Source organism: Luteimicrobium album (assembly GCF_030161555.1).
GTDB lineage: Bacteria > Actinomycetota > Actinomycetes > Actinomycetales > Cellulomonadaceae > Luteimicrobium > Luteimicrobium album.
This window is the reverse complement of the sequence record NZ_BSUK01000001.1, coordinates 103,051-122,514: the sequence shown is the minus strand read 5'-3', so window position 1 is coordinate 122,514 and position 19,464 is coordinate 103,051. Positions and strand designations below refer to the sequence as shown.

Below are 19,464 nucleotides of genomic sequence, written 5' to 3'. Positions count from 1 at the left end.
GACGACAGGCCCGTGCTGCTGCGAGGCCGCCGCGGACCGGGCGTCGACGCTCGCGCGAGCGGCCACCGCGCCACCTGCCGTCCGAGCGTTCAGGAAGGAAGTCATGACCCAGACCCCCAGCGCCCCCGCGCCCGACGCCGTGCAGCTCGAAGTGAGCGGCACGAGCCGGGAGCTGCCGGTCGTGCACGCCACCGAGGGCAACGACGGCATCGTGGTCTCGTCGCTCCTCAAGGAGACCGGGCTCGTCACCGTCGACCCCGGCTTCATGAACACCGCGTCCTGCACCTCCGCGGTCACGTACATCGACGGCGACCAGGGCATCCTGCGCTACCGCGGCTACGCGATCGACGAGCTCGCCGAGCAGTCCACCTTCCTCGAGGTCGCGTACCTGCTCATCCACGGCGAGCTGCCCGACCAGCCGACGCTCGACGCCTTCACCGAGCGCGTCAACCGCCACACCCTCGTGCACGAGGACTTCCGCACGTTCATGGGCACCTTCCCCCGGAACGCGCACCCCATGGCCGTCATGGCCTCCGCGGTCAACGCGCTCGCCACGTTCTACCCCGAGTCGCTCGACCCGTCCGACCCGGAGACCGTCGAGCTCGCGACCGTCCTGCTGCTCGCGAAGACGCGCACCATCACGTCGTACCTGCACCGCCGCCGCGTCGGCGAGCCCCTGCTCTACCCCGACTACTCGCGCGGGTACGTCGAGGACTTCCTGCGCATGACGTTCGCGCGGCCCTACGAGCAGTACGACGCCGACCCCGCGGTCATCGAGGCCCTCGACAAGCTCCTCATCCTCCACGCCGACCACGAGCAGAACTGCTCCACGTCGACCGTCCGGATCGTCGGCTCGGCGCAGGCCAACCTCTTCGCGTCCGTGGCCGCCGGCATCAACGCCCTCTCCGGCCCCCTCCACGGCGGCGCCAACGAGGCCGTGCTCCTCATGCTCGACAAGATCCAGAGCGCCGAGTACGACGTCGACACCTTCATGAAGAAGGTCAAGAACAAGGAGGACGGCGTCCGTCTCATGGGCTTCGGGCACCGGGTCTACAAGAACTACGACCCGCGCGCCGCCATCGTCAAGAAGTCCGCCGACGCCGTCCTCGCGACCCTCGGCAAGAACGACGAGCTCCTCGACATCGCCAAGCGCCTCGAGGAGATCGCGCTCAACGACGACTACTTCATCCAGCGCAAGCTGTACCCCAACGTCGACTTCTACACCGGCCTCATCTACAAGGCGCTCGGGTTCGAGCCGGCCATGTTCACGCCGCTGTTCGCGCTCGGCCGGATGCCCGGGTGGATCGCCCAGTGGCGCGAGATGATGAACGACCCGCAGACCAAGATCGGTCGGCCGCGTCAGGTGTACGTGGGGGAGACCGAGCGGGCGTACGTGCCCGTCGGGTCTCGCTGAGCCTTCTCCTGGTCGGGGCGGACCGCCCGCGCGCTACTTCGGCGGGGTTGCCAGCGTGATCGCGACCTTGCCCGCCGGGACCTTCGACGCGGGCGCGCCCTTCGTCGCGGGCGTCGCCTTCGACCAGATGGCCGCGTCGCGGGTCCAGATCTGGTCGGCGACCCGGACCTGCTCGACGTCGTAGGCGTGCGCGACGGCCACCGCCCACTGCGCGACGGACCAGGCGTTCGTCGTGTCCGTGCCGGGGAGCCCGCCGGCGTCGAGGGTCAGCGTCGGGGCCGCGCCCGACACCGTCACCGCCGTCCCGAAGTCGCGGGCGACCCGGGCCCCGAGGTCGCGGGCGTCGGACGCCGTGTCGACGTCGTCGGGCACCGGGCGGAGCGTGCACGTCACAGCGGCCGGCGAGTGGCCGGTGAGCGCGGACGCCCAGGCCCGCGACTGCGTCTCGTGCTGCCCGTAGGCGTCCGGGAACGCCGAGCGCTGCACCTTCTGGGCCGCCTTCGTGACCGCGAGATCCTGCCAGCCGTCGACCTTGACGAGGACGTCGAGGAACGCGTTCGTCGCGTACACGGGGTCCTGGAGCTGGTCGGCGGTGCCCCAGCCCTGCGACGGCCGCTGCTGGAAGAGCCCGACCGAGTCGCGGTCGCCGTACGACAGGTTCCGCAGCTTCGACTCCTGGACGGCCGTCGCGAGCGCGACCGTCGCCGCGTGCGCGGGCAGGCCGCGCCGCACGACGACGGCCGTCACCGTGGCCGCGTTGTCCGCCTGCTCGGGGCTGAGCCACCAGTGGGTGCCGTCCAGCTCGGCGGTGCAGCCCTCGGTGATCGCCTGCGTGTGCCGCACGTCGAGGCGGTCCAGCAGGGCCACGATCCCGGCCACGGCACCACCGAGCACCAGCACGGCCACGACGAACCCGACGACGGCGCGGCGGGCGCGGCGCCGTCGTCGGCGGTGGGTGGAGGCCTGGCGCCAGGGCTCGGCCCCGGCGCCACGCGGCGCGGTCACGCGGCGGTCAGTTCGCGTGGAGCGCGGCGTTGAGCTCGATGCCCACCCCTTGCGGCCCACGACCTCGACGCGGCCGGTGACCGAGTTGCGGCGGAACAGGAGCCCGTCACGGCCCGCGAGCTCGCTGGCCTTCACGACGTCGTCCTCGCCGGCACCCGGCTCCCCGGAGCCGACGACCGTGACCTTCGTGCCCGCGGTGACGTACAGGCCGGCCTCGATGACGCAGTCGTCGCCGAGCGGGATGCCGAGGCCCGAGTTCGCGCCCAGCAGGCAGCGCTCGCCCAGCGACACGACGGTCTTGCCGCCACCCGACAGCGTCCCCATGATCGAGGCGCCGCCGCCCACGTCCGAGCCGTCGCCCACGACGACGCCCGACGAGATCCGGCCCTCGACCATCGAGGTGCCGAGGGTGCCGGCGTTGTAGTTGACGAAGCCCTCGTGCATGACGGTCGTGCCGGACGCGAGGTGGGCACCGAGGCGGACGCGGTCGGCGTCGGCGATCCGCACGCCCGACGGCAGCACGTAGTCGACCATCCGGGGGAACTTGTCGACGCCGTGCACGGTGACGTGCTGCCCGGCGGCGCGCAGGCGCGCCCGGACCTCCTCGAAGCCCTCGACGGCGCACGGTCCGGCGCTCGTCCACACGACGTTCGCGAGCAGGCCGAAGAGACCGTCGAGGCTGACCTCGTGCGGGCGCACGCGGCGGTGGGAGAGCAGGTGGAGGCGCAGGTACACGTCCGCGGTCGAGGCGGGGGCGGCGTCGAGGTCGATCTCGGTCAGCACCAGCTCGGTGCGCACGCCACGGAGCGCGTCGGTGCGCTCTGCGGTCGCAAGGACGTCGGGCGGCGCGGCGTCGGCCGGGCGCGCGCCGAGCGCGGGAGACGGGTACCAGCTGTCGAGGACCGTCCCGGAGCCGGTGACGGTGGTGAGGCCGTAGCCCCATGCGGTGCGTGCGGTCATGGGCAACAGCGTAGGAGATTCTCTGCGGTCCGACGGCGGTGCCACCGCAGGCGCCGGTAGGGTCGGGGCGTGACCGGTACCCCGCTCTCCCCCAGCCGTACCCGACGTTCCCGCTCGCGCTGCACGACCCCGTCGTGCTGACGCGGCAGATCTGCGACGTCGAGTCGGTCAGCGGCAACGAGAAGGACCTGGCCGACGTCGTCGAAGGCGCGCTGTCCGCGCTGCCGCACCTCGAGGTCGTGCGGGACGGGGACGCCGTGGTCGCGCGCACCACGCTCGGTCGCGACCGGCGCGTCGTCGTCGCGGGCCACCTCGACACCGTGCCCGTCGCCGCGAACCTCCCCGTGCGGGTCGTCGGGGAGGGCGCGCACGCCGAGCTGTGGGGCCGCGGCACGGTCGACATGAAGGGCGGGGTCGCGATCATGCTCGCGCTCGCCGCGGAGCTCGCCGTACCGTCGTACGACGTGACCTGGGTGTTCTACGACCACGAGGAGGTCGCGAGCGACCTCAACGGCCTCGGGCGCCTCGCGCGCACCCGTCCCGAGCTCCTCGCGGGCGACTTCGCGGTCGTGGGGGAGCCCAGCAACGCCGGGATCGAGGGCGGCTGCAACGGCACGCTGCGCGCCGACGTCGTGCTCACGGGCGTCGCGGCGCACTCCGCGCGCGCGTGGATGGGCGACAACGCGATCCACCACGCCGGGGAGGTGCTGAGCCGGCTCGCGGCGTACGAGCCGCAGACCGTCGACGTGGACGGGCTCGCCTACCGCGAGTCGCTCAACGCGGTCGGGGTGAGCGGGGGTATCGCGGGCAACGTCATCCCGGACCGCGCCGTCGTGACCGTGAACTACCGCTTCGCGCCCAGCCGGAGCGTCGAGGACGCCGCCGCGCACGTCCGCGAGGTCCTCCACGGCTTCGACGTGACCGTGACCGACGCCGCGCCCGGCGCCCGCCCCGGTCTCGACGCCCCCGCCGCGGCCGACTTCGCGAAGACCGTCCTCGAACGCACGGGCGGGGAGCCCGCCCCAAGTACGGCTGGACCGACGTCGCCCGGTTCAGCGAGCTGGGCGTGCCCGCCGTGAACTTCGGCCCCGGCGACCCGCTGCTCGCCCACAAGGACGACGAGCACGTCGCGGCCGCCCAGATCACGCTCTGCCACGACGCCCTGCGCGCCTGGCTGACGCGCTGACCGAGTCCCGTCCGACCCACCGACCGCCCCGTACCGCCGCACCGGAGAGCCCCATGGCCAATCCCGCCGCCCCGACCGACCCGGCACAGCCCGATCCCGACGAGAGCCCCGCCGCGTACCGCAAGGGTCCCGTCATGCTCCGCGGGAACCAGGTCCCCCGTGAGACCACCGACCAGCGCCTCCTCGAGTCGCGCGGCGACGCGGGCTGGGTGCACCAGGACCAGTGGCGCGTGCTCCGGATCCAGGCGGAGTTCGTCGAGGGCTTCGGCGCGCTCGCCGAGCTCGGCCCCGCCATCTCCGTGTTCGGGTCCGCCCGCACGGGCCGCGACCACCCCGACTACGCGCGCGCCGTCGACATCGCGCACGGGCTCGCGGGCGCCGGCTACGCCGTGATCACCGGCGGCGGTCCCGGCATCATGGAGGCCGCCAACAAGGGCGCGTGCGAGGCCGGCGGCGTCTCGGTCGGCCTCGGCATCGAGCTGCCCTTCGAGCAGGGGATGAACCGCTGGGTCGAGCTCGGCGTGAACTTCCGGTACTTCTTCGCCCGCAAGACCATGTTCGTCAAGTACGCGCAGGGGTTCGTCGTCCTGCCGGGCGGCTTCGGCACGCTCGACGAGCTCTTCGAGGCCGTCACGCTCGTCCAGACCCGCAAGGTCACGCAGTTCCCCATCGTCCTCGTCGGCAGCGACTACTGGACGGGGCTCGTCGACTGGCTCCGCAGCGCCGCCGTCGCGCACGGGACGATCAGCGCGGCCGACCTGGACCTCCTGCACGTCGTCGACGACCCCGCCGAGGCGGTGCGGCTCGTCACCCGGGCGCACGACGAACCCGCTGCGACCCCGGAGTCGCAGTCGTCGGCGACGTGACGCCCGTCCCGCCGTCGTCGGTGCCGCTCGTCCTGCGCGGCCAGGAGCTCGGACGCGACGCCCCCGTGGTGATGGCGATCGTGAACCGGACGACGGACTCGTTCTACGCGGGCGCGCGCCACGCCGACGACGCCGCGGCGCTCGCGGCCGCCGAGCGTGCGGCCGAGGACGGCGCGGAGATCCTCGACGTGGGCGGCGTGCGCGCGGGCGTCGGGCCGGAGGTCACGGCCGAGGACGAGATCGCACGCGTCGTGCCGTTCGTGGCGCGGGTGCGGCGTGAGCTGCCCGACCTGCTCGTCTCGGTCGACACGTGGCGCGCGGAGGTCGCGGACGCCGCGATCGACGCGGGCGCGGACCTCGTGAACGACACGTGGGCGGGCCACGACCCGCGCCTCGCCGAGGTCGCGGGCCGCGCGGGCGTCGGCGTCGTGTGCTCGCACACGGGCGGCCAGCCGCCTCGCACCGACCCGTACCGCGTCTCCTACCCGCTCCCCGAGCCGCTCCCGGACCCCCTGCCCGAAGGCGTGGGGCCGGTCGACCCGCGCGACGGCGTCCTGCTGGACGTCCTCGCGACGCTGCGGGCGGGCGCCGAGCGCGCGGTCGCGTGCGGGGTGCCGCCGCGCAGCGTGCTCGTCGACCCGACGCACGACTTCGGCAAGAACACGTGGCACTCGCTCCACCTCGTCCGGCGGACCGAGCCGATCGTCGCGCTCGGGTACCCCGTGCTCATGGCGTTCTCCCGCAAGGACTTCGTGGGGGAGACGCTCGACCTGCCCGCCGAGGAACGGCTCGAGGGCACGCTCGCCTCGACCGCGGTCGCGGCGTGGCTCGGTGCGACGGTCTTCCGCGCCCACGACGTGCGCGCCACACGCCGCGTCGTCGACATGGTCGCCGCGATCCGGGGCGACCGGCCGCCGTCGGCCGCCGTGCGAGGGATCGAGTGAGGAGGGCCGACCCCCGCACCTGGCCCTGGTGGGCGCAGGTGCTCGTCGTCTACGGGCTGGCGCGCGCGTTCTCCGCCGTCGTGTTCGTGCGGGTCGCGACGCACCAGGTCGCGAACGGCTGGACGGGCGGCGACCCGTCGTACGCGGACTACGTGGGCCGCATGTTCGACGCGACCTGGTACCTGCAGATCGCCGAGCACGGCTACCCGCACGCGCTCCCGCTCGGCCAGGACGGTGCGGTCCAGCAGAACGCGTGGGCGTTCTACCCGCTGTTCCCGCTCGTGCTCCGTGCGCTCATGGCGGTGACGGGGCTGTCGTGGACGTTCCTCGCGCCCACGGTGTCGCTCCTGCTCGGTGCGGGCGCCGTGCTGGTGATCTACCGGCTGGTCCAGCGCGGCGGGCACCGGGCCACGGCGCTCGTGCCCGGCCTGCCGCTGGCGACGGTGCTGCTCGTGAGCGTGTTCCCGTCGTCGCCCGTCCTGCAGACCGCGTACACCGAGGCGCTCGCGCTGCTGCTCATCGCGTCCGCGCTGTACCTGCTGGCGGTGCGCCGGTACTTCTGGGCCGTGCCGGTCGTGGTCCTCCTGGGCTTCACGCGCGCGGTCGCGCTGCCGATGGCGTGCGTCGTCGTGTGGCACGTGCTGTGGCGGGTGTGGGGGCGTGGGGGCCGACGACTCGGCGCGACCCGGAGCGCGCGGCTCGGGACCGGTTCTCGGTGCGCGACGTCGCCGGGCTCGGGACGCTGCTGGGCACCTGCCTTGTCGCGGGCGTGGCGTGGCAGGTGATCGCAGGCCGGGTCACGGGGCGCAGCGACGCGTACTTCGCGACGCAGGCGGCCTGGCGCTCCGGCTCCGTCCACTACTTCACGCCGTGGATCACGAACGCGAAGATCCTCTTCCACGACCGGGGGCCGCTCGTCCTCGCGGTCGTGCTCGTGGTCCTCGTGGCGCTCGCGCTCAGCCCGGTCGCGTTCCGGCTGGGCGCGGAGCTCCAGGGCTGGACGATCGCCTACACGGCGTACCTGGTGCTTGTGACCGACCCCTGGACGTCGACCTGGCGCTTCGCGCTGCTGGCCTTCCCCTACCTCGCGATCCTCGTCGGCTGGGCGCGGCGCCGGTGGGTGTTCGCCGGGGTGCTCACGGTTCTCGTCGCGCTGTCCCTGTACGGGCAGGTCGACTGGGTCTGGGAGCTGTGGCGCTTCAAGCCGCCGGCCGACTGGGCGCCCTGACCGTCCGCGGACCGGTATGGAGGACGGGTGCGTCGGTGGTGTGGGTCACGTGAACTAGAATGTCCGTGGCCCTTTCGCACCATCCGGGGCCGGCACGACCCTGACGCACGTCCAGCAGCAACCAGCACCAAGCACAGCGAACGTCGCGAACGCGGCGGACGCCACGAACACCGCGAAGCACCACGACGAACGGAGAGCCGCTCATGGCCGCGATGAAGCCACGTACGGGTGATGGACCCCTCGAGGTCACCAAGGAAGGGCGTGGCATCGTCATGCGGGTTCCGCTCGAGGGTGGTGGCCGCCTCGTCGTCGAGCTCAACGCGACCGAGGCCTCGGAGCTCGGAGAGGCTCTCCAGGCCGTCGTCGGCTGATGTCACGCGACCTCCCGGAGGTCGTCGGTGCACTCGGGAGCCTTCCCGGGTGCACCTTCCTGACCGACGACGACGTCAGTGCCGTCGTCGTCGCGGTCGCGCCTCCTCCCGAGCCGGGTGAGGGGCCGCAGCCCCGCGCGGGCACGGTGGACGCGTCCGCGCTGTACCACGTGGACCTCGGCGAGATGGCCGAGCGCCACGGCCTGCAGGGCCGTGCCGGCGACGCCGCCGTCGTCGACCTGCCTCGGCCGCACCGCGGTGCCGCCGAGTCCTTCCCCTGGTCCGAGCTGCCGCGCCGCATGGTGCTCCTCGGCATCGGGGACGGGTCGCCCCCGACCTCCGCCGCGCCGGCGCCGCGCTCGCCCGCCGCACCGCCGGGCTCGAACGGGTCGTGTCCGTCGCGACCGCCGGCGCGTCCGACGACGGCGTGCGCGCCTTCGCCGAGGGCTACCTCCTCGCCGCCTACCGGCCCGAGCGCTGGAGCGGGGCGCCGGACGAGCGCCCCCGCCCCGCCGAGCAGCTCGTCCTCCTCGACCCCGCGTCCGACGCGGAGCCGGTCCTCGTCCGCGCACGCCGCGCGGCCCGCGCGACCTGGCTCGTGCGAGACCTGACCGCGACCCCGTCGAGCACCAAGGACCCGGCGTGGCTCGCCGAGCGCGCCCGCGACCTGGCCACGTCCGCCGGGCTCGACGTGCGGGTGCTCGGACCGCGCGAGCTCGCGGCCCAGGGCTTCGGCGGGATCCTCGCGGTCGGCGGCGGCTCGTCGCGGCCGCCGCGGCTCGTCGTCGTGAGCCACGAGCCCGAGCCCGGCGACGGCGCCACCGGCCGGCACGTCGTCGTGGTCGGCAAGGGCGTCACCTACGACACGGGCGGCCTCTCGCTCAAGCCGCGCACCGCGATGGTCCCCATGAAGACCGACATGGCGGGCGCCGCCGTCGCGCTGGCCGTGGTCCTCGCGGCCGCGGAGGCCGGCTCGCCGCACCGGGTCACGGCCGTCCTGCCGCTCGCGGAGAACCACCTCGGCGCGGCGTCCTACCGGCCCGGGGACGTGCTGCGCCTGCACGGCGGCACGACCGTGGAGGTCGCGAACACCGACGCCGAGGGGCGGCTGATCCTCGCCGATGCCCTCGACCTCGCCGTGCGCGAGCTCACGCCCGACGTGCTCGTCGACGTCGCGACCCTCACCGGTGCGGCGGCGGTCGGGCTCGGCGAGAGGCACGCCGCGCTCTACGCGACCGACGACGCCCTGGCCCGCACGCTCGAGCAGGCCGCGGCGCGGACGGGGAGCGGGTGTGGCGGATGCCGCTCGTCGCCGACTACGCCGACGCGCTCCGCTCCGAGGTCGCGGACCTGCGCAACGTCCCGGCCCAGCCGCCCGGCGACGCGGGGTCGATCACCGCCGCGCTGTTCCTGCGCGAGTTCACCGGCGCGGTGCCGTGGGCCCACCTCGACATCGCGGGGACCGCTCGCTCCTCGAAGGGCCGGCACGAGGTCGTCGAGGGCGCGACGGGCTTCGGCGCGCGCCTCCTGCTCGACGCGCTCGACCTGCTGCCCTGAGAGGTCGGGCGACCGGTCAGCGGCGCACGCCCAGCAGCAGCCCGTCGCCGGACGGCACGAGCGCGGGGACGAGGCGCTCGTCGTCCCGGACGGCGCGGCCCACGTCCCGTAGCAGGGTCGTGGTCTCGTCGCGGCGGGCCGGGTTCGCGACCCGGTCGTGGCCGAGCGCCGCGTCGACGGCGAGCACGCCGCCCGGACGCAGCAGCCGCAGGCCCTCCTCGACGCCCTGGGGGTACCCGTGGACGTCCCCGGCGACGAGCACGAGGTCGTACGCGCCGTCGGCCAGGCGGGGCAGGACGTCCGCGGGGCGGCCCGCGATGGCGCGCAGCCGCGACGGACGCACGCCCGCCCCCGACAGGATCTGCTTCGCGGCCCGCTGGAGGGCGACGTCGGGGTCGATGGTCGTGAGGACGCCGTCGTCGGGCATCCCACCGAGCAGCCACAGGGCGCCGACGCCGGTGCCCGTGCCGATCTCGACGACGGAGCGTGCCTGCAGGGCAGCCGCCAGCACGCGCAGGACGCTGCCCGTCCCGGGCAGGATCGCGGGCCGGTCGAGCTCGAGGGCGAGCTCCCGCGCACGGAGCTGGTGCTCGTCCTCGGGGACGAACTCCTCACAGTAGGTCCACGTGAGCGCGCGCGCCGACCCGTCCGTGCCAGCCGCGGTGCCAGGGCCCCCGCTGCCCGTCCGGTCCCTGCCCTGCGGACCACCGAACCGTTCGCCCGTGATGGTGACCTCCCGCGCTCCGCCGGGCGGGCCTGCCGCCGGCCTCCTGCCTGCGGCGCGCGTGCGGCGCAGGTGCCACGGCGATGCTACCGGGGTGGGTCCGACGCGCCGGGAACGGCAGGATCGGGCGTGGACGGACTTCTCGGGCATCTCGGCGGCCCTTCCTACTGTGCGGGGCTCGTCGGGCGTCCAGGTCCGGACGGTACCCTGGCGGGCGTGTTCGACATCAACGGCGGGGAGTGGCTCGTCCTCCTCGTCGTCGCCGTGATCGTGATCGGGCCCGAGCGCCTGCCCGGTTACGCCGAGCAGCTCGCGCGCCTCGTCAAGCGCGGCCGGGAGTTCGTGACCTCGACGCGGTCACGTCTCGACGAGGAGCTCGGGGAGGGCGCGGGCGTCGACTGGCAGGCGCTCGACCCGCGCCGCTACGACCCGCGCCGCATCGTGCGCGACGCCCTGCTCGACGACGACACGCGCGGCACGCTCTCCGACGTCGCGAACGCCGTCGGGCTAAGCGGTGCCGGCGCGGCCAAGGCCACGGCGAACCCCGCCGCCCCCGGCGTCCCGGCGGGCGCCCCGGCGCCGGCCGCCCTCGACCCCACGGCGTCCATGCCGTTCCGTGCCGGTGCGGCCTTCGTCCCGGGCTCGGGGCCCGTGCCGTGGGACGACGAGGCCACCTGAGCGTGCCCGACGCCCCGGCCCGTGCGTCGGGTCCCGGTTTCGAGACCGGTCCCGGAGCCTGTCAGAATGTGGGGATGCCGAACCTACCGGACCGGACGGACGCGCAGGTGCGTATCGGTGTCGCGATCGCGGTGCCCCCGCCGTTCGGGGCCGAGCTGGGCGAGTCCCGGCGGCGCTTCGGGGATCCGCAGGCGGACTCCATCCCGCCGCACATCACCGTGCTCGGCCCGAGCGTCCTCGAGCGGGACGACCTGGACGACGCGATCGAGCACCTGCGCAAGGCCGCGGCGAGCCAGGAGCCGTTCCACGTCGTCCTGCGGGGGCGGGAACGTTCCGGCCGGTGTCGCCCGTGGTCTTCGCGCAGGTCGCCGTCGGGATCGCCGAGTGCGAGCGGCTCGAGGCCGCGGTCCGCACCGGCCCGCTCGACTTCCCCTGCGGTTCAACTACCACCCGCACGTGACGGTGGCCCACGAGGTCGCGGACGACCTCCTCGACGCGGCCTTCGACGGCATGGCGGACTACGAGGCCGCGTTCGACGTCGACGAGGTGCACCTCTTCGAGCACGGTGACGACGGGGTGTGGCGCCCGGTCCAGGGCTTCCCGCTCGGAGACGCGCCGACCCGCTGAGCCGCAGCGCGCGCGGGCCGAGCACCCTCTACGGTCGGACCATGGGTCGCCGGGTCGTACGCCGCACGCGCCCCGGCGCCGATGCGGCGTGGCCCGACGACGGCCCCCGCGCGACCCGGGTCGCGGGCCGTCGTCCGCCCGGAGCCCGGCGGGACCAGGGGGCGGTGCGGCACCACCGCACGCTCGGCCGGTCGGCGCGGGAGCTCCAGGTCGCCCTGCTCGGGCGGCCGGCGCCGGGCGCGCGCCCGACGTGGCTGCCGGCCTTCGTGCCCGCGCCCACGGCACGGCGCGTGGCGACGGCCGTCCACCGCGAGGAGGCGGTCCTCGCCTGGTGGAAGCAGACGCGGCTCGCGCGGGCGCTCGCCCGCTTCAACGTCTCGCGCGGGGGCTGCTGTGCGGGGGCTCGCCTACACGGCCCTGTTCGCGCTCTTCGCCGCCCTCGCGATCGGCTACACGATCTTCATGGCCGTGCTCGGCGGGAACGAGCGGCTGCGCGGCGACCTGCTGGGCGAGATCAACAAGGCGATCCCCGGGCTCATCGATATCGGCGACGGCAGCGGCGGTGCGATCAAGCCGGACGCCCTGCTTCTGACCGCGAGCTCGCTCGCCGGCGTGATCGCCGCGCTCGTGCTGCTGTGGACCGTCATGTCCTTCATGAGCGCGCTCCGCGGCGCGGTGCGGATCATGCTGGGACTCGCGCGCGAGCCGGTGAACTTCGTCGTCGGGAAGGCCAAGGACCTCAGCGCGTTCCTCGTCCTCCTCGTGGCGGTCGTGGCGTCGTCCGCGGTGAGTGTCGTCGCGACGTCCGCGTCGTCGTGGCTCGTCCGGACCCTCGGCCTGCCCGACGGTGTGAGCGGGCTCGTGTCCGCGGTCGGCCTCGCTGTCGCCGGGGTGATCGACGTGCTCGTCGTGGTCTACGTGCTGCGCGTCCTGGGGGCTCGCGCGCCGGCTGGACGGACACGCTGCGGGGCGCCGTCGTGGCCGCCGTCGTGCTCGGGGGCTGCGCTACCTCGGGACGAGCGTGATCGTCGGGAGCGCCTCGAGGAACGCGCTGCTGGGGTCGTTCGCCGCCATCGTCACGGTGCTGCTGCTCGTCAACTTCGTCGCGCGCGTGCTCCTGCTCGTCGCCGCGTGGATCTCCGACCCGGCGCCCGACGACGTCTACCCGCGTCCCGAGCGCCGGCTGGCCGGCCCGGGCGAGGTGGCGCGGGTCGCGAGCGCGACCGACGCGTCGGGCGTCACGGGGGAGGCGCGGTACGTCGCCGGCGCGCGGCGTCGCCGGCACGGGAAAGCGGGCCGTGGGCCGGGGGCTGGGCACCCGGCGACGACGACGGGCGGCCGCCCCCGCAGGAGGACGACCGCCCGTCGTGGTGGTCGCGCCTGCTCGGCAGGCTGCGGCCGGGAAGGCTCAGAAGGCGCGGGTGATCATCGCGCGCTTGACCTCCTGGATCGCCTTGGTGACCTCGATGCCACGGGGGCACGCCTCAGTGCAGTTGAAGGTCGTCCGGCAGCGCCACACGCCCTCCTTGTCGTTGAGGATCTCGAGGCGCTGGGCGGCGCCCTCGTCACGGCTGTCGAAGATGAACCGGTGCGCGTTGACGATCGCCGCCGGGCCGAAGTACTGGCCGTCGTTCCAGAACACCGGGCACGAGCTCGTGCACGCGGCGCACAGGATGCACTTGGTGGTGTCGTCGAAGCGGGCGCGGTCCTCGGCAGACTGCAGGCGCTCCTTGGTGGGGGTGTGCCCGTCCGTGACGAGGAACGGCATGATCTCGCGGTAGGAGGCGAAGAACGGCTCCATGTCGACGACGAGGTCCTTCACGACCGGCAGGCCCTTGATGGGCTCGATCGTGATGGGCTTGTCGGGGTTGACGTCCTTGAGGAGCGTCTTGCACGCGAGCCGGTTGCGGCCGTTGATGCGCATCGCGTCCGAGCCGCACACGCCGTGCGCGCACGAGCGGCGGAAGGTCAGCGAGCCGTCGTGGTCCCACTTGATCTGGTGCAGGGCGTCGAGCACGCGGTCCGTGCCGTGCACGGTAACGGTGAACTCGTCCCAGTAGGACTCGGTGCCATGGCTCGACTCGGGCAGGTACCGACGGATGCGCAGCGTGACGTCGAAGCTGGGGATCGCGCCGGCCTTCGGTTCGGCGTCCGTGGCGGCGGGGCGGTCAGCGAGGGCAGTCATCAGTACTTACGCTCCATCGGCTGGTAGCGGGTCACGGTGACCGGCTTCGAGCCGAGCACCACCTGGTAGTCGTCGAACTCCTCCGAGTGCGAGAAGTACTCGTCGGACCCGTCGAAGACCTCCGCGGCCTCGCCCTCCTGGGCCAGGGGGCGGCGGTAGATCATCGTGTGCTTCATGTAGTTCACGTCGTCGCGCTTCGGGAAGTCCTCGCGGAAGTGACCGCCGCGGGACTCCTTCCGGTTGAGCGCCGCGACCACCGTGACCTCGGCGATGTCGAGCAGGAAGCCGAGCTCGAGCGCCTCGAGGAGGTCGGTGTTGAACATCCGGCCCTTGTCCTGCACGGACACGTTGCGGTACCGCTTCTGCAGCGCGCGCACGTCGTCGAGGGCCTCGGTGAGCGACTCCCCGGTGCGGAACACCTGGGCGTTGCGGTCCATGGTCTCCTGCAGCGCCTTGCGCAGGTCCGCGACGCGCTCGCCGTCCGGGCGTGACCGCATCGCCTCGAGCTCCGCGACGACCCGCGCCGTCGGGTCCTCGGGCAGGTCGTGGAACTCGGCGGTCAGCGCGTACTCGGCGGCCGCGCGACCCGCGCGCTTGCCGAACACGTTGATGTCGAGCAGCGAGTTGGTGCCCAGACGGTTCGAGCCGTGGACGGACACGCACGCGCACTCGCCCGCGGCGTACAGGCCCTTGACGACGTCCTGGTCGTTGCGCAGCACCTCGGCCTGGATGTTCGTGGGGATGCCGCCCATCGCGTAGTGCGCCGTCGGGTAGACGGGCACCGGCTCGGTGTACGGCTCGACGCCGAGGTAGGTGCGCGCGAACTCGGTGATGTCCGGGAGCTTCGCGTCGATGTGCGCGGGCTCGAGGTGCGTCAGGTCGAGGAGCACGTAGTCCTTGTTCGGGCCGCACCCGCGGCCCTCGCGGACCTCGTTGGCCATCGAGCGGGCGACGATGTCGCGCGGCGCGAGGTCCTTGATGGTCGGCGCGTAGCGCTCCATGAAGCGCTCGCCCTCGGAGTTGCGCAGGATCGCGCCTTCGCCACGGGCCGCCTCCGACAGGAGGATGCCGAGGCCGGCGAGGCCGGTCGGGTGGAACTGGAAGAACTCCATGTCCTCGAGCGGGAAGCCGCGGCGCAGCGCGAGGGCCATGCCGTCGCCCGTGAGCGTGTGCGCGTTCGAGGTGGTCTTGAAGATCTTGCCCGCGCCGCCGGTCGCGAAGACGATCGACTTCGCCTGGAAGACGTGGATCTCGCCGGTCGCGAGGTCGTAGGCGACGACGCCGGTCGCGTTGACCTCCTCGCCCTCGGGCACGTGGCCCGCGGACAGGTCGTGGTCGACGATGAGGTCGAGCACGTAGAACTCGTTGTAGAACTCGACGTTCTGCTTGACGCAGTTCTGGTAGAGCGTCTGCAGGATCATGTGGCCCGTGCGGTCCGCGGCGTAGCACGCGCGGCGCACGGCGGCCTCGCCGTGGTTGCGCGTGTGGCCGCCGAACCGGCGCTGGTCGATCTTGCCCTCGGGGGTGCGGTTGAACGGGAGGCCCATGTGCTCGAGGTCGAGCACCGCGTCGATGGCCTCCTTGGCCATGACCTCGGCCGCGTCCTGGTCGACGAGGTAGTCGCCGCCCTTGACCGTGTCGAACGTGTGCCACTCCCAGTTGTCCTCCTCGACGTTCGCGAGCGCGGCGCACATGCCGCCCTGCGCGGCGCCGGTGTGGGAGCGCGTGGGGTAGAGCTTCGAGATGACGGCCGTCCGCGCGCGGCCCGAGGCCTCGAGCGCGGCGCGCATCCCGGCGCCGCCCGCGCCGACGATGACGACGTCGTACTGGTGGGTCTGCATCGGTGCCGATGCCTCCTTGGCGAGTGTTCGGGGAGTCCTGGGGGTCCCGTGGGTGCCGGCGGGGCCTGGGCCGGGCCTGTCGGGGGACTCAGGCGGAGCAGAAGGCGGGCAGGAGGTCCGCGGGCTCGCCCGTCGGGCACGGGGTGAAGGTGAAGATGACGAGGGTGCCGAGGACGACGGTGATCACGGCCGCGAGGTACAGCACGACCTTGAGGGTCATGCGCACGCCGTCGCGCTCCGCGTAGTCGTTGATGACCGTGCGCACGCCGTTCGTGCCGTGGAGCATCGCGAGCCACAGCATGAGGAGGTCCCAGACCTGCCAGAACGGCGAGGACCACTTGCCGCCGACGAACGCGAAGTCGATCGCGTGCACGCCGTCGCCGACCATGAGGTTGACGAACAGGTGGCCGAAGATGAGGACGATCAGGAGCACGCCGGACGCGCGCATGAACACCCACGAGTACAGCTCGTAGTTGCCGCGCGTCGTCTTGCGGCGCTTGTAGGGGTCGCGCGGGGACGCGATGACCGGCTTCTCGGTCGTGGTCTCGGCCATGTCAGTTCCCCCGAAGACGTTCATGAGGTGGCGCGGCAGGAAGCCGGCCATCGCGACGACCCACAGCGCGAGCGCGATCCACAGCATCCTCTTCTGGTACTTGGGGCCCTTGGCCCAGAAGTCCACGAGGATGATGCGGATGCCGTTGAAGGCGTGGAACACGATGGCGGCGACGAGCCCGGCCTCGCCGAGGCCCATGATCGGGTTCTTGTACGTGCCGATGACGTCGTTGTACGCCTGGGGCGAGACGCGCACGAGCGACGTGTCGAGCACGTGCACGAGAAGGAAGAAGAAGATCAGCACGCCGGTCACGCGGTGCGCGACCCACGACCACATGCCTTCATGGCCGCGGTAGAGCGTGCCTGCGGGTGCACTGGGCACTTCGGGGGCCTCCTGTGGCGAGTTCGTCCGAGGGCCGGATGAGCTCTCGGTGAGCGGCGCCCGCGGTCCTCTCGATGCTCGCCGCCTGCTCGACGACGCCGTCGGGACGAGGGCCAGGACACCACCCCACTGCGCCCCACTGTAATGACACGACGCCAGGTCCGAGCGCCGACGGCGGGGCGTCGCGGGCCGATCGTGAAGGTTTTGTGACGCATCGCACAGGCTTCGCGCTCACTATGCTCGGTCCATGCCGCAGTCCACCTCCCCTGGCGGGGCGCCGAGCGCGCCCGGCGCCGACGGCCCGATCCCCGGCTTCTACGCCGTCGTCCCCGCGGGAGGTGCCGGAACCCGCCTGTGGCCCTTGTCACGAGCGGGCGCGCCGAAGTTCCTGCACGATCTCACGGGCTCCGGCCGGTCGCTCCTGCAGGCGACCGTCGACCGCCTCGAGCCGCTCGCGGGACCGGGCCACGTCGTCCTCGTGACCGGCCGCGCGCACGTGGCCGCCGCCAAGGAGCAGCTTCCCGTGCTCACCGACGACGTCGTGGTCGCCGAGCCGTCGCCCCGCGACTCCATGGCCGCCATCGGGCTCGCGGCGGCGATCCTGCAGGAGCGCCACGGCGACGTCGTGCTCGGGTCCTTCGCCGCGGACCAGGTCATCACGGGGCCCGACGCGTTCGAGCGCGCGGTCCGCGAGGGTGTCGAGGCCGCCCGTGCGGGGTACGTCGTGACCGTCGGGATCGCGGCCTCTCGGCCGTCGACGGCGTTCGGCTACGTGCGCAGCGGCACCCCTGGGCGTCGCGGGCGCGCCGTCCGCACTGCACGCCGTGGGCTTCACGGAGAAGCCCGACGCCGCGACCGCGCGCGCCTACCTCGCGACGGGGGACTACCGCTGGAACGCGGGCATGTTCCTCGTCCGCACGTCCGTGCTGCTCGGGCACCTGCAGCGCCTGCGGCCCGCCCTGCACGACGGCCTCGTGCGCATCGCCGCCGCCTGGGGCACCCCCGAGCGCGACGCCGTGCTCGAGGACACGTGGCCCGGGCTCGAGAAGATCGCCATCGACCACGCGGTCGCGGAGCCCGTCGCGGCCGAGGGCGACGTCGCCGTCGTGCCCGGGACGTTCGGGTGGGACGACGTCGGCGACTTCAACTCGCTCGCCGCGCTGCTGCCGTCGCTCGACGGCACGGGGACCAAGATCCTCGGCGACGAGGCGAACGTCGTCCGCGTCGAGTCCGCGGGCTCGGTGCTGGTGCCGGCGGCGGGCCGGCCGATCGCCGTCCTGGGCCTCGACGACGTGGTCGTCGTCGACACCCCCGACGCGATCCTCGTGACCACGCGCGCCCGCGCCCAGCAGGTCAAGGACGTCGTGCAAGAGCTGCACGAGCGCGGGCTGGACGACCTCCTGTGACGGCGACCGCGCCCGTGCCGGCCGCCGACGCCCTCGCAGCACGCGTTGCCGCGCTCGTCGCCGAGCTCGAGCCCGAGCTCGTGGCGGTCCGCCGCGACGTCCACGCGCACCCCGAGCTCGCGCGGACGGAGGTCCGCACCACGCGGGTCGTAGCCGACCGGCTGCGCGCCGCCGGCCTCGCGCCGCGCCTCCTCGATGGCTCGGGCCTCGTGTGCGACGTCGGCCGCGACGGCGACCACGGGTTCGGGTCCGAGGTCCCCGCGGTCGCGCTGCGCGCCGACATCGACGCGCTGCCTCTGGACGACGCGTGCGGGCTGCCGTTCGCGTCCACGGTCCCGGGCGTCGCCCACGCGTGCGGGCACGACGTGCACACCGCGGTCGTCCTCGGCGCGGGCCTCGTGCTCGCCCGCCTGCACGACGACGGCCTCCTGCCCCGCCCGGTCCGCCTGATCTTCCAGCCGGCCGAGGAGGTCATGCCGGGGGCTCGCTCGACGTCGTCGAGCAGGGCGGCCTCGACGGCGTCGAGCGGATCTTCGCCGTGCACGCCGAGCCGAAGATCGACGTCGGGAAGGTCGGCACGCGCATCGGCCCGATCACGTCGGCGTCGGACGCGATCACCGTGACCATCACCTCGCCGGGCGGGCACACGTCGCGCCCCCACCTCACGGGCGACGTCGTGTATGCGCTCGGGCAGGTCATCACGCAGGTGCCCGCCGTGCTGGGCCGCCGGCTCGACCCCCGCTCGGGCGTCAACCTCACGTGGGGCGCCGTGCACGCGGGCGTCGCGCACAACGCGATCCCCGGCACCGGGACGGTCGCGGGCACGCTGCGCTGCCTCGACGTGCGCGCCTGGGAGCGCGCGGGCGAGGTCCTCGACGAGGCCGTCCAGCAGGTCGTCGCGCCGTACGACGTCGAGGTCGAGCTCGAGCACGTGCGCGGGGTGCCGCCCGTCGACAACGACGAGGCGTCCACGGCCCGGCTCGAGGCGGCCGCACGCGACCTCCACGGTCCGGACGCCGTCCTCCTGACGGAGCAGTCGCTCGGCGGCGAGGACTTCGCCTGGTACCTGACCAAGGTGCCCGGGGCGATGGCGCGGCTGGGGACCCGGACCCCGGGCGGGCGGACGTTCGACATCCACCAGGGCGACCTCGAGGTCGACGAGCGCGCGATCGGCGTGGGCATGGGGCTCCTGGCCCGCGCGGCGACCCTCTGAGGGGCGCTCGCTGACGGTGACGTCGTGTTCGCCGACGGTGACGTTGCGTTCGCCGACGGTGACGCTCGCGTGGTCGGGGCGGGTGGGGTGGGTGGGGTGCGGGGTGCGCGCGGTCTTCCATCCGCCTCGCTCGTTCCTCGCTTCGGCTCCCGCCAGACCCGCCACGACCGCGCGCACCCCACCCGCCCCACCCTTCGCCGTCGGGTCACGTCCACGACCGGTCGCCCACCCACGCCCCGCCGGCACGAGACTCTGCGTCGGCGACACCCAGTTCCCCGCTTCCAAGCGCCGCCGACCATGCGATCAGCCACCCCCGGGATCGCCG

The 19,464-nt window shown here is 73.6% G+C and carries 15 protein-coding genes and 7 pseudogenes; 14 read left to right on the top strand and 8 right to left on the bottom strand.

All coding sequences use genetic code 11. The annotated features are described in order from the left end of the window. Positions 1-103 precede the first annotated feature (103 nt). Positions 104-1,414 carry a citrate synthase gene (locus tag QQK45_RS00735; protein WP_284291353.1) on the top strand — a complete coding sequence of 437 codons (1,311 nt, stop codon included), beginning with the start codon at positions 104-106 and terminating at the stop codon, positions 1,412-1,414. A gap of 33 nt (positions 1,415-1,447) precedes the next feature. Here the strand turns inward: QQK45_RS00735 and QQK45_RS00730 are convergent, their stop codons facing one another. Continuing rightward, positions 1,448-2,419 (bottom strand): hypothetical protein, encoded by a 972-nt coding sequence (locus tag QQK45_RS00730; protein ID WP_284291351.1) that lies wholly within the window; start codon positions 2,417-2,419, stop codon positions 1,448-1,450. Positions 2,420-2,426: 7 nt separating this feature from the next. Then, positions 2,427-3,379 (bottom strand): annotated as a pseudogene (dapD, locus tag QQK45_RS00725) (2,3,4,5-tetrahydropyridine-2,6-dicarboxylate N-succinyltransferase). A gap of 119 nt (positions 3,380-3,498) precedes the next feature. Here dapD and dapE point away from each other — a divergent pair. The 6 genes and pseudogenes from dapE to QQK45_RS00695 all read left to right on the top strand — a co-directional run bounded on the left by dapE (position 3,499) and on the right by QQK45_RS00695 (position 7,974). After that, positions 3,499-4,565 (top strand): annotated as a pseudogene (gene dapE, locus QQK45_RS00720) (succinyl-diaminopimelate desuccinylase). A 53-nt stretch (positions 4,566-4,618) separates the two neighbouring features. Further along, on the top strand, positions 4,619-5,431 hold the full coding sequence (locus tag QQK45_RS00715) for an LOG family protein (protein ID WP_431310206.1): 813 nt from the start codon (positions 4,619-4,621) through the stop codon (positions 5,429-5,431). Continuing rightward, a complete protein-coding gene (folP, locus tag QQK45_RS00710; RefSeq protein ID WP_284291349.1) occupies positions 5,428-6,375 on the top strand; it encodes a dihydropteroate synthase in 948 nt (315 codons plus the stop codon). Before QQK45_RS00715 ends, folP begins: the two co-directional genes overlap by 4 nt. Next, entirely contained in the window at positions 6,372-7,160 is a 789-nt protein-coding gene (locus tag QQK45_RS00705) for a hypothetical protein (RefSeq protein WP_284291347.1), read from the top strand. Before folP ends, QQK45_RS00705 begins: the two co-directional genes overlap by 4 nt. Then, on the top strand, positions 7,145-7,603 hold the full coding sequence (locus tag QQK45_RS00700) for a hypothetical protein (RefSeq protein ID WP_284291345.1): 459 nt from the start codon (positions 7,145-7,147) through the stop codon (positions 7,601-7,603). The genes QQK45_RS00705 and QQK45_RS00700 overlap by 16 nt, the downstream gene beginning before the upstream one ends. A gap of 203 nt (positions 7,604-7,806) precedes the next feature. Continuing rightward, positions 7,807-7,974, top strand: coding sequence for a DUF3117 domain-containing protein (locus QQK45_RS00695; RefSeq protein ID WP_064506638.1), 168 nt, complete (start codon positions 7,807-7,809; stop codon positions 7,972-7,974). A 2-nt stretch (positions 7,975-7,976) separates the two neighbouring features. Here QQK45_RS00695 and QQK45_RS00690 read toward each other — a convergent pair whose 3' ends face one another. Next, complete coding sequence (locus QQK45_RS00690; RefSeq protein WP_284291326.1) at positions 7,977-8,228, bottom strand: hypothetical protein; 252 nt, start codon at positions 8,226-8,228, stop codon at positions 7,977-7,979. Between the two features lie 137 nt (positions 8,229-8,365). Here QQK45_RS00690 and QQK45_RS00685 point away from each other — a divergent pair. Continuing rightward, a pseudogene (locus QQK45_RS00685) lies at positions 8,366-9,531 on the top strand (leucyl aminopeptidase family protein). Positions 9,532-9,547: 16 nt separating this feature from the next. Here the strand turns inward: QQK45_RS00685 and QQK45_RS00675 are convergent. After that, on the bottom strand, positions 9,548-10,405 hold the full coding sequence (locus QQK45_RS00675) for an O-methyltransferase (RefSeq protein WP_348525102.1): 858 nt from the start codon (positions 10,403-10,405) through the stop codon (positions 9,548-9,550). A gap of 66 nt (positions 10,406-10,471) precedes the next feature. Here QQK45_RS00675 and QQK45_RS00670 point away from each other — a divergent pair, with 66 nt between their 5' ends. From QQK45_RS00670 to QQK45_RS00660, 4 genes and pseudogenes are all read left to right on the top strand, one after another. Beyond that, positions 10,472-10,933, top strand: a complete 462-nt coding sequence (locus QQK45_RS00670; RefSeq protein ID WP_284291324.1) for a twin-arginine translocase TatA/TatE family subunit — start codon at positions 10,472-10,474, stop codon at positions 10,931-10,933. Between the two features lie 74 nt (positions 10,934-11,007). Continuing rightward, positions 11,008-11,199, top strand: a pseudogene (locus QQK45_RS21680) (2'-5' RNA ligase family protein); the annotation flags it as partial. 166 nt (positions 11,200-11,365) lie between these two features. After that, the gene (locus tag QQK45_RS21675) at positions 11,366-11,560 is read left to right on the top strand and encodes a 2'-5' RNA ligase family protein (protein ID WP_348525323.1); all 195 of its coding nucleotides are present in this window, start codon (positions 11,366-11,368) and stop codon (positions 11,558-11,560) included. Between the two features lie 393 nt (positions 11,561-11,953). Continuing rightward, positions 11,954-12,985, top strand: coding sequence for a YhjD/YihY/BrkB family envelope integrity protein (locus tag QQK45_RS00660; RefSeq protein ID WP_284291321.1), 1,032 nt, complete (start codon positions 11,954-11,956; stop codon positions 12,983-12,985). On the opposite strand, the gene QQK45_RS00655 is transcribed toward QQK45_RS00660, so the two are convergent. From QQK45_RS00655 to sdhC, 4 genes and pseudogenes are all read right to left on the bottom strand, one after another. Continuing rightward, complete coding sequence (locus tag QQK45_RS00655; RefSeq protein WP_284291319.1) at positions 12,969-13,745, bottom strand: succinate dehydrogenase iron-sulfur subunit; 777 nt, start codon at positions 13,743-13,745, stop codon at positions 12,969-12,971. The genes QQK45_RS00660 and QQK45_RS00655 overlap by 17 nt on opposite strands. Next, positions 13,745-15,586 carry a succinate dehydrogenase flavoprotein subunit gene (gene sdhA / locus QQK45_RS00650; RefSeq protein WP_284291317.1) on the bottom strand — a complete coding sequence of 614 codons (1,842 nt, stop codon included), beginning with the start codon at positions 15,584-15,586 and terminating at the stop codon, positions 13,745-13,747. Before sdhA ends, QQK45_RS00655 begins: the two co-directional genes overlap by 1 nt. Positions 15,587-15,674: 88 nt before the next feature. After that, complete coding sequence (gene sdhD, locus QQK45_RS00645; protein ID WP_284294889.1) at positions 15,675-16,139, bottom strand: succinate dehydrogenase, hydrophobic membrane anchor protein; 465 nt, start codon at positions 16,137-16,139, stop codon at positions 15,675-15,677. A gap of 6 nt (positions 16,140-16,145) precedes the next feature. Then, positions 16,146-16,520: pseudogene (sdhC, locus tag QQK45_RS00640) on the bottom strand (succinate dehydrogenase, cytochrome b556 subunit); the annotation flags it as partial. A 247-nt stretch (positions 16,521-16,767) separates the two neighbouring features. Between sdhC and QQK45_RS00635 the strand changes: the two are divergent. Continuing rightward, positions 16,768-17,926, top strand: a pseudogene (locus QQK45_RS00635) (mannose-1-phosphate guanylyltransferase). Then, positions 17,923-19,139: pseudogene (locus QQK45_RS00630) on the top strand (amidohydrolase). The pseudogenes QQK45_RS00635 and QQK45_RS00630 overlap by 4 nt, the downstream one beginning before the upstream one ends. The last annotated feature ends 325 nt before the right edge of the window (positions 19,140-19,464 follow it).

Coding starts and splice junctions, on each gene's coding strand:
- QQK45_RS00735 (WP_284291353.1), top strand. CDS start 104: ATGACCCAGACCCCCAGCGCCCCCGCGCCCGACGCCGTGCAGCTCGAA.
- QQK45_RS00715 (WP_431310206.1), top strand. CDS start 4,619: ATGGCCAATCCCGCCGCCCCGACCGACCCGGCACAGCCCGATCCCGAC.
- QQK45_RS00695 (WP_064506638.1), top strand. CDS start 7,807: ATGGCCGCGATGAAGCCACGTACGGGTGATGGACCCCTCGAGGTCACC.
- QQK45_RS00675 (WP_348525102.1), bottom strand. CDS start 10,405: ATGCCCGAGAAGTCCGTCCACGCCCGATCCTGCCGTTCCCGGCGCGTC.
- QQK45_RS00655 (WP_284291319.1), bottom strand. CDS start 13,745: ATGACTGCCCTCGCTGACCGCCCCGCCGCCACGGACGCCGAACCGAAG.
- sdhA (WP_284291317.1), bottom strand. CDS start 15,586: ATGCAGACCCACCAGTACGACGTCGTCATCGTCGGCGCGGGCGGCGCC.
- sdhD (WP_284294889.1), bottom strand. CDS start 16,139: ATGGCCGAGACCACGACCGAGAAGCCGGTCATCGCGTCCCCGCGCGAC.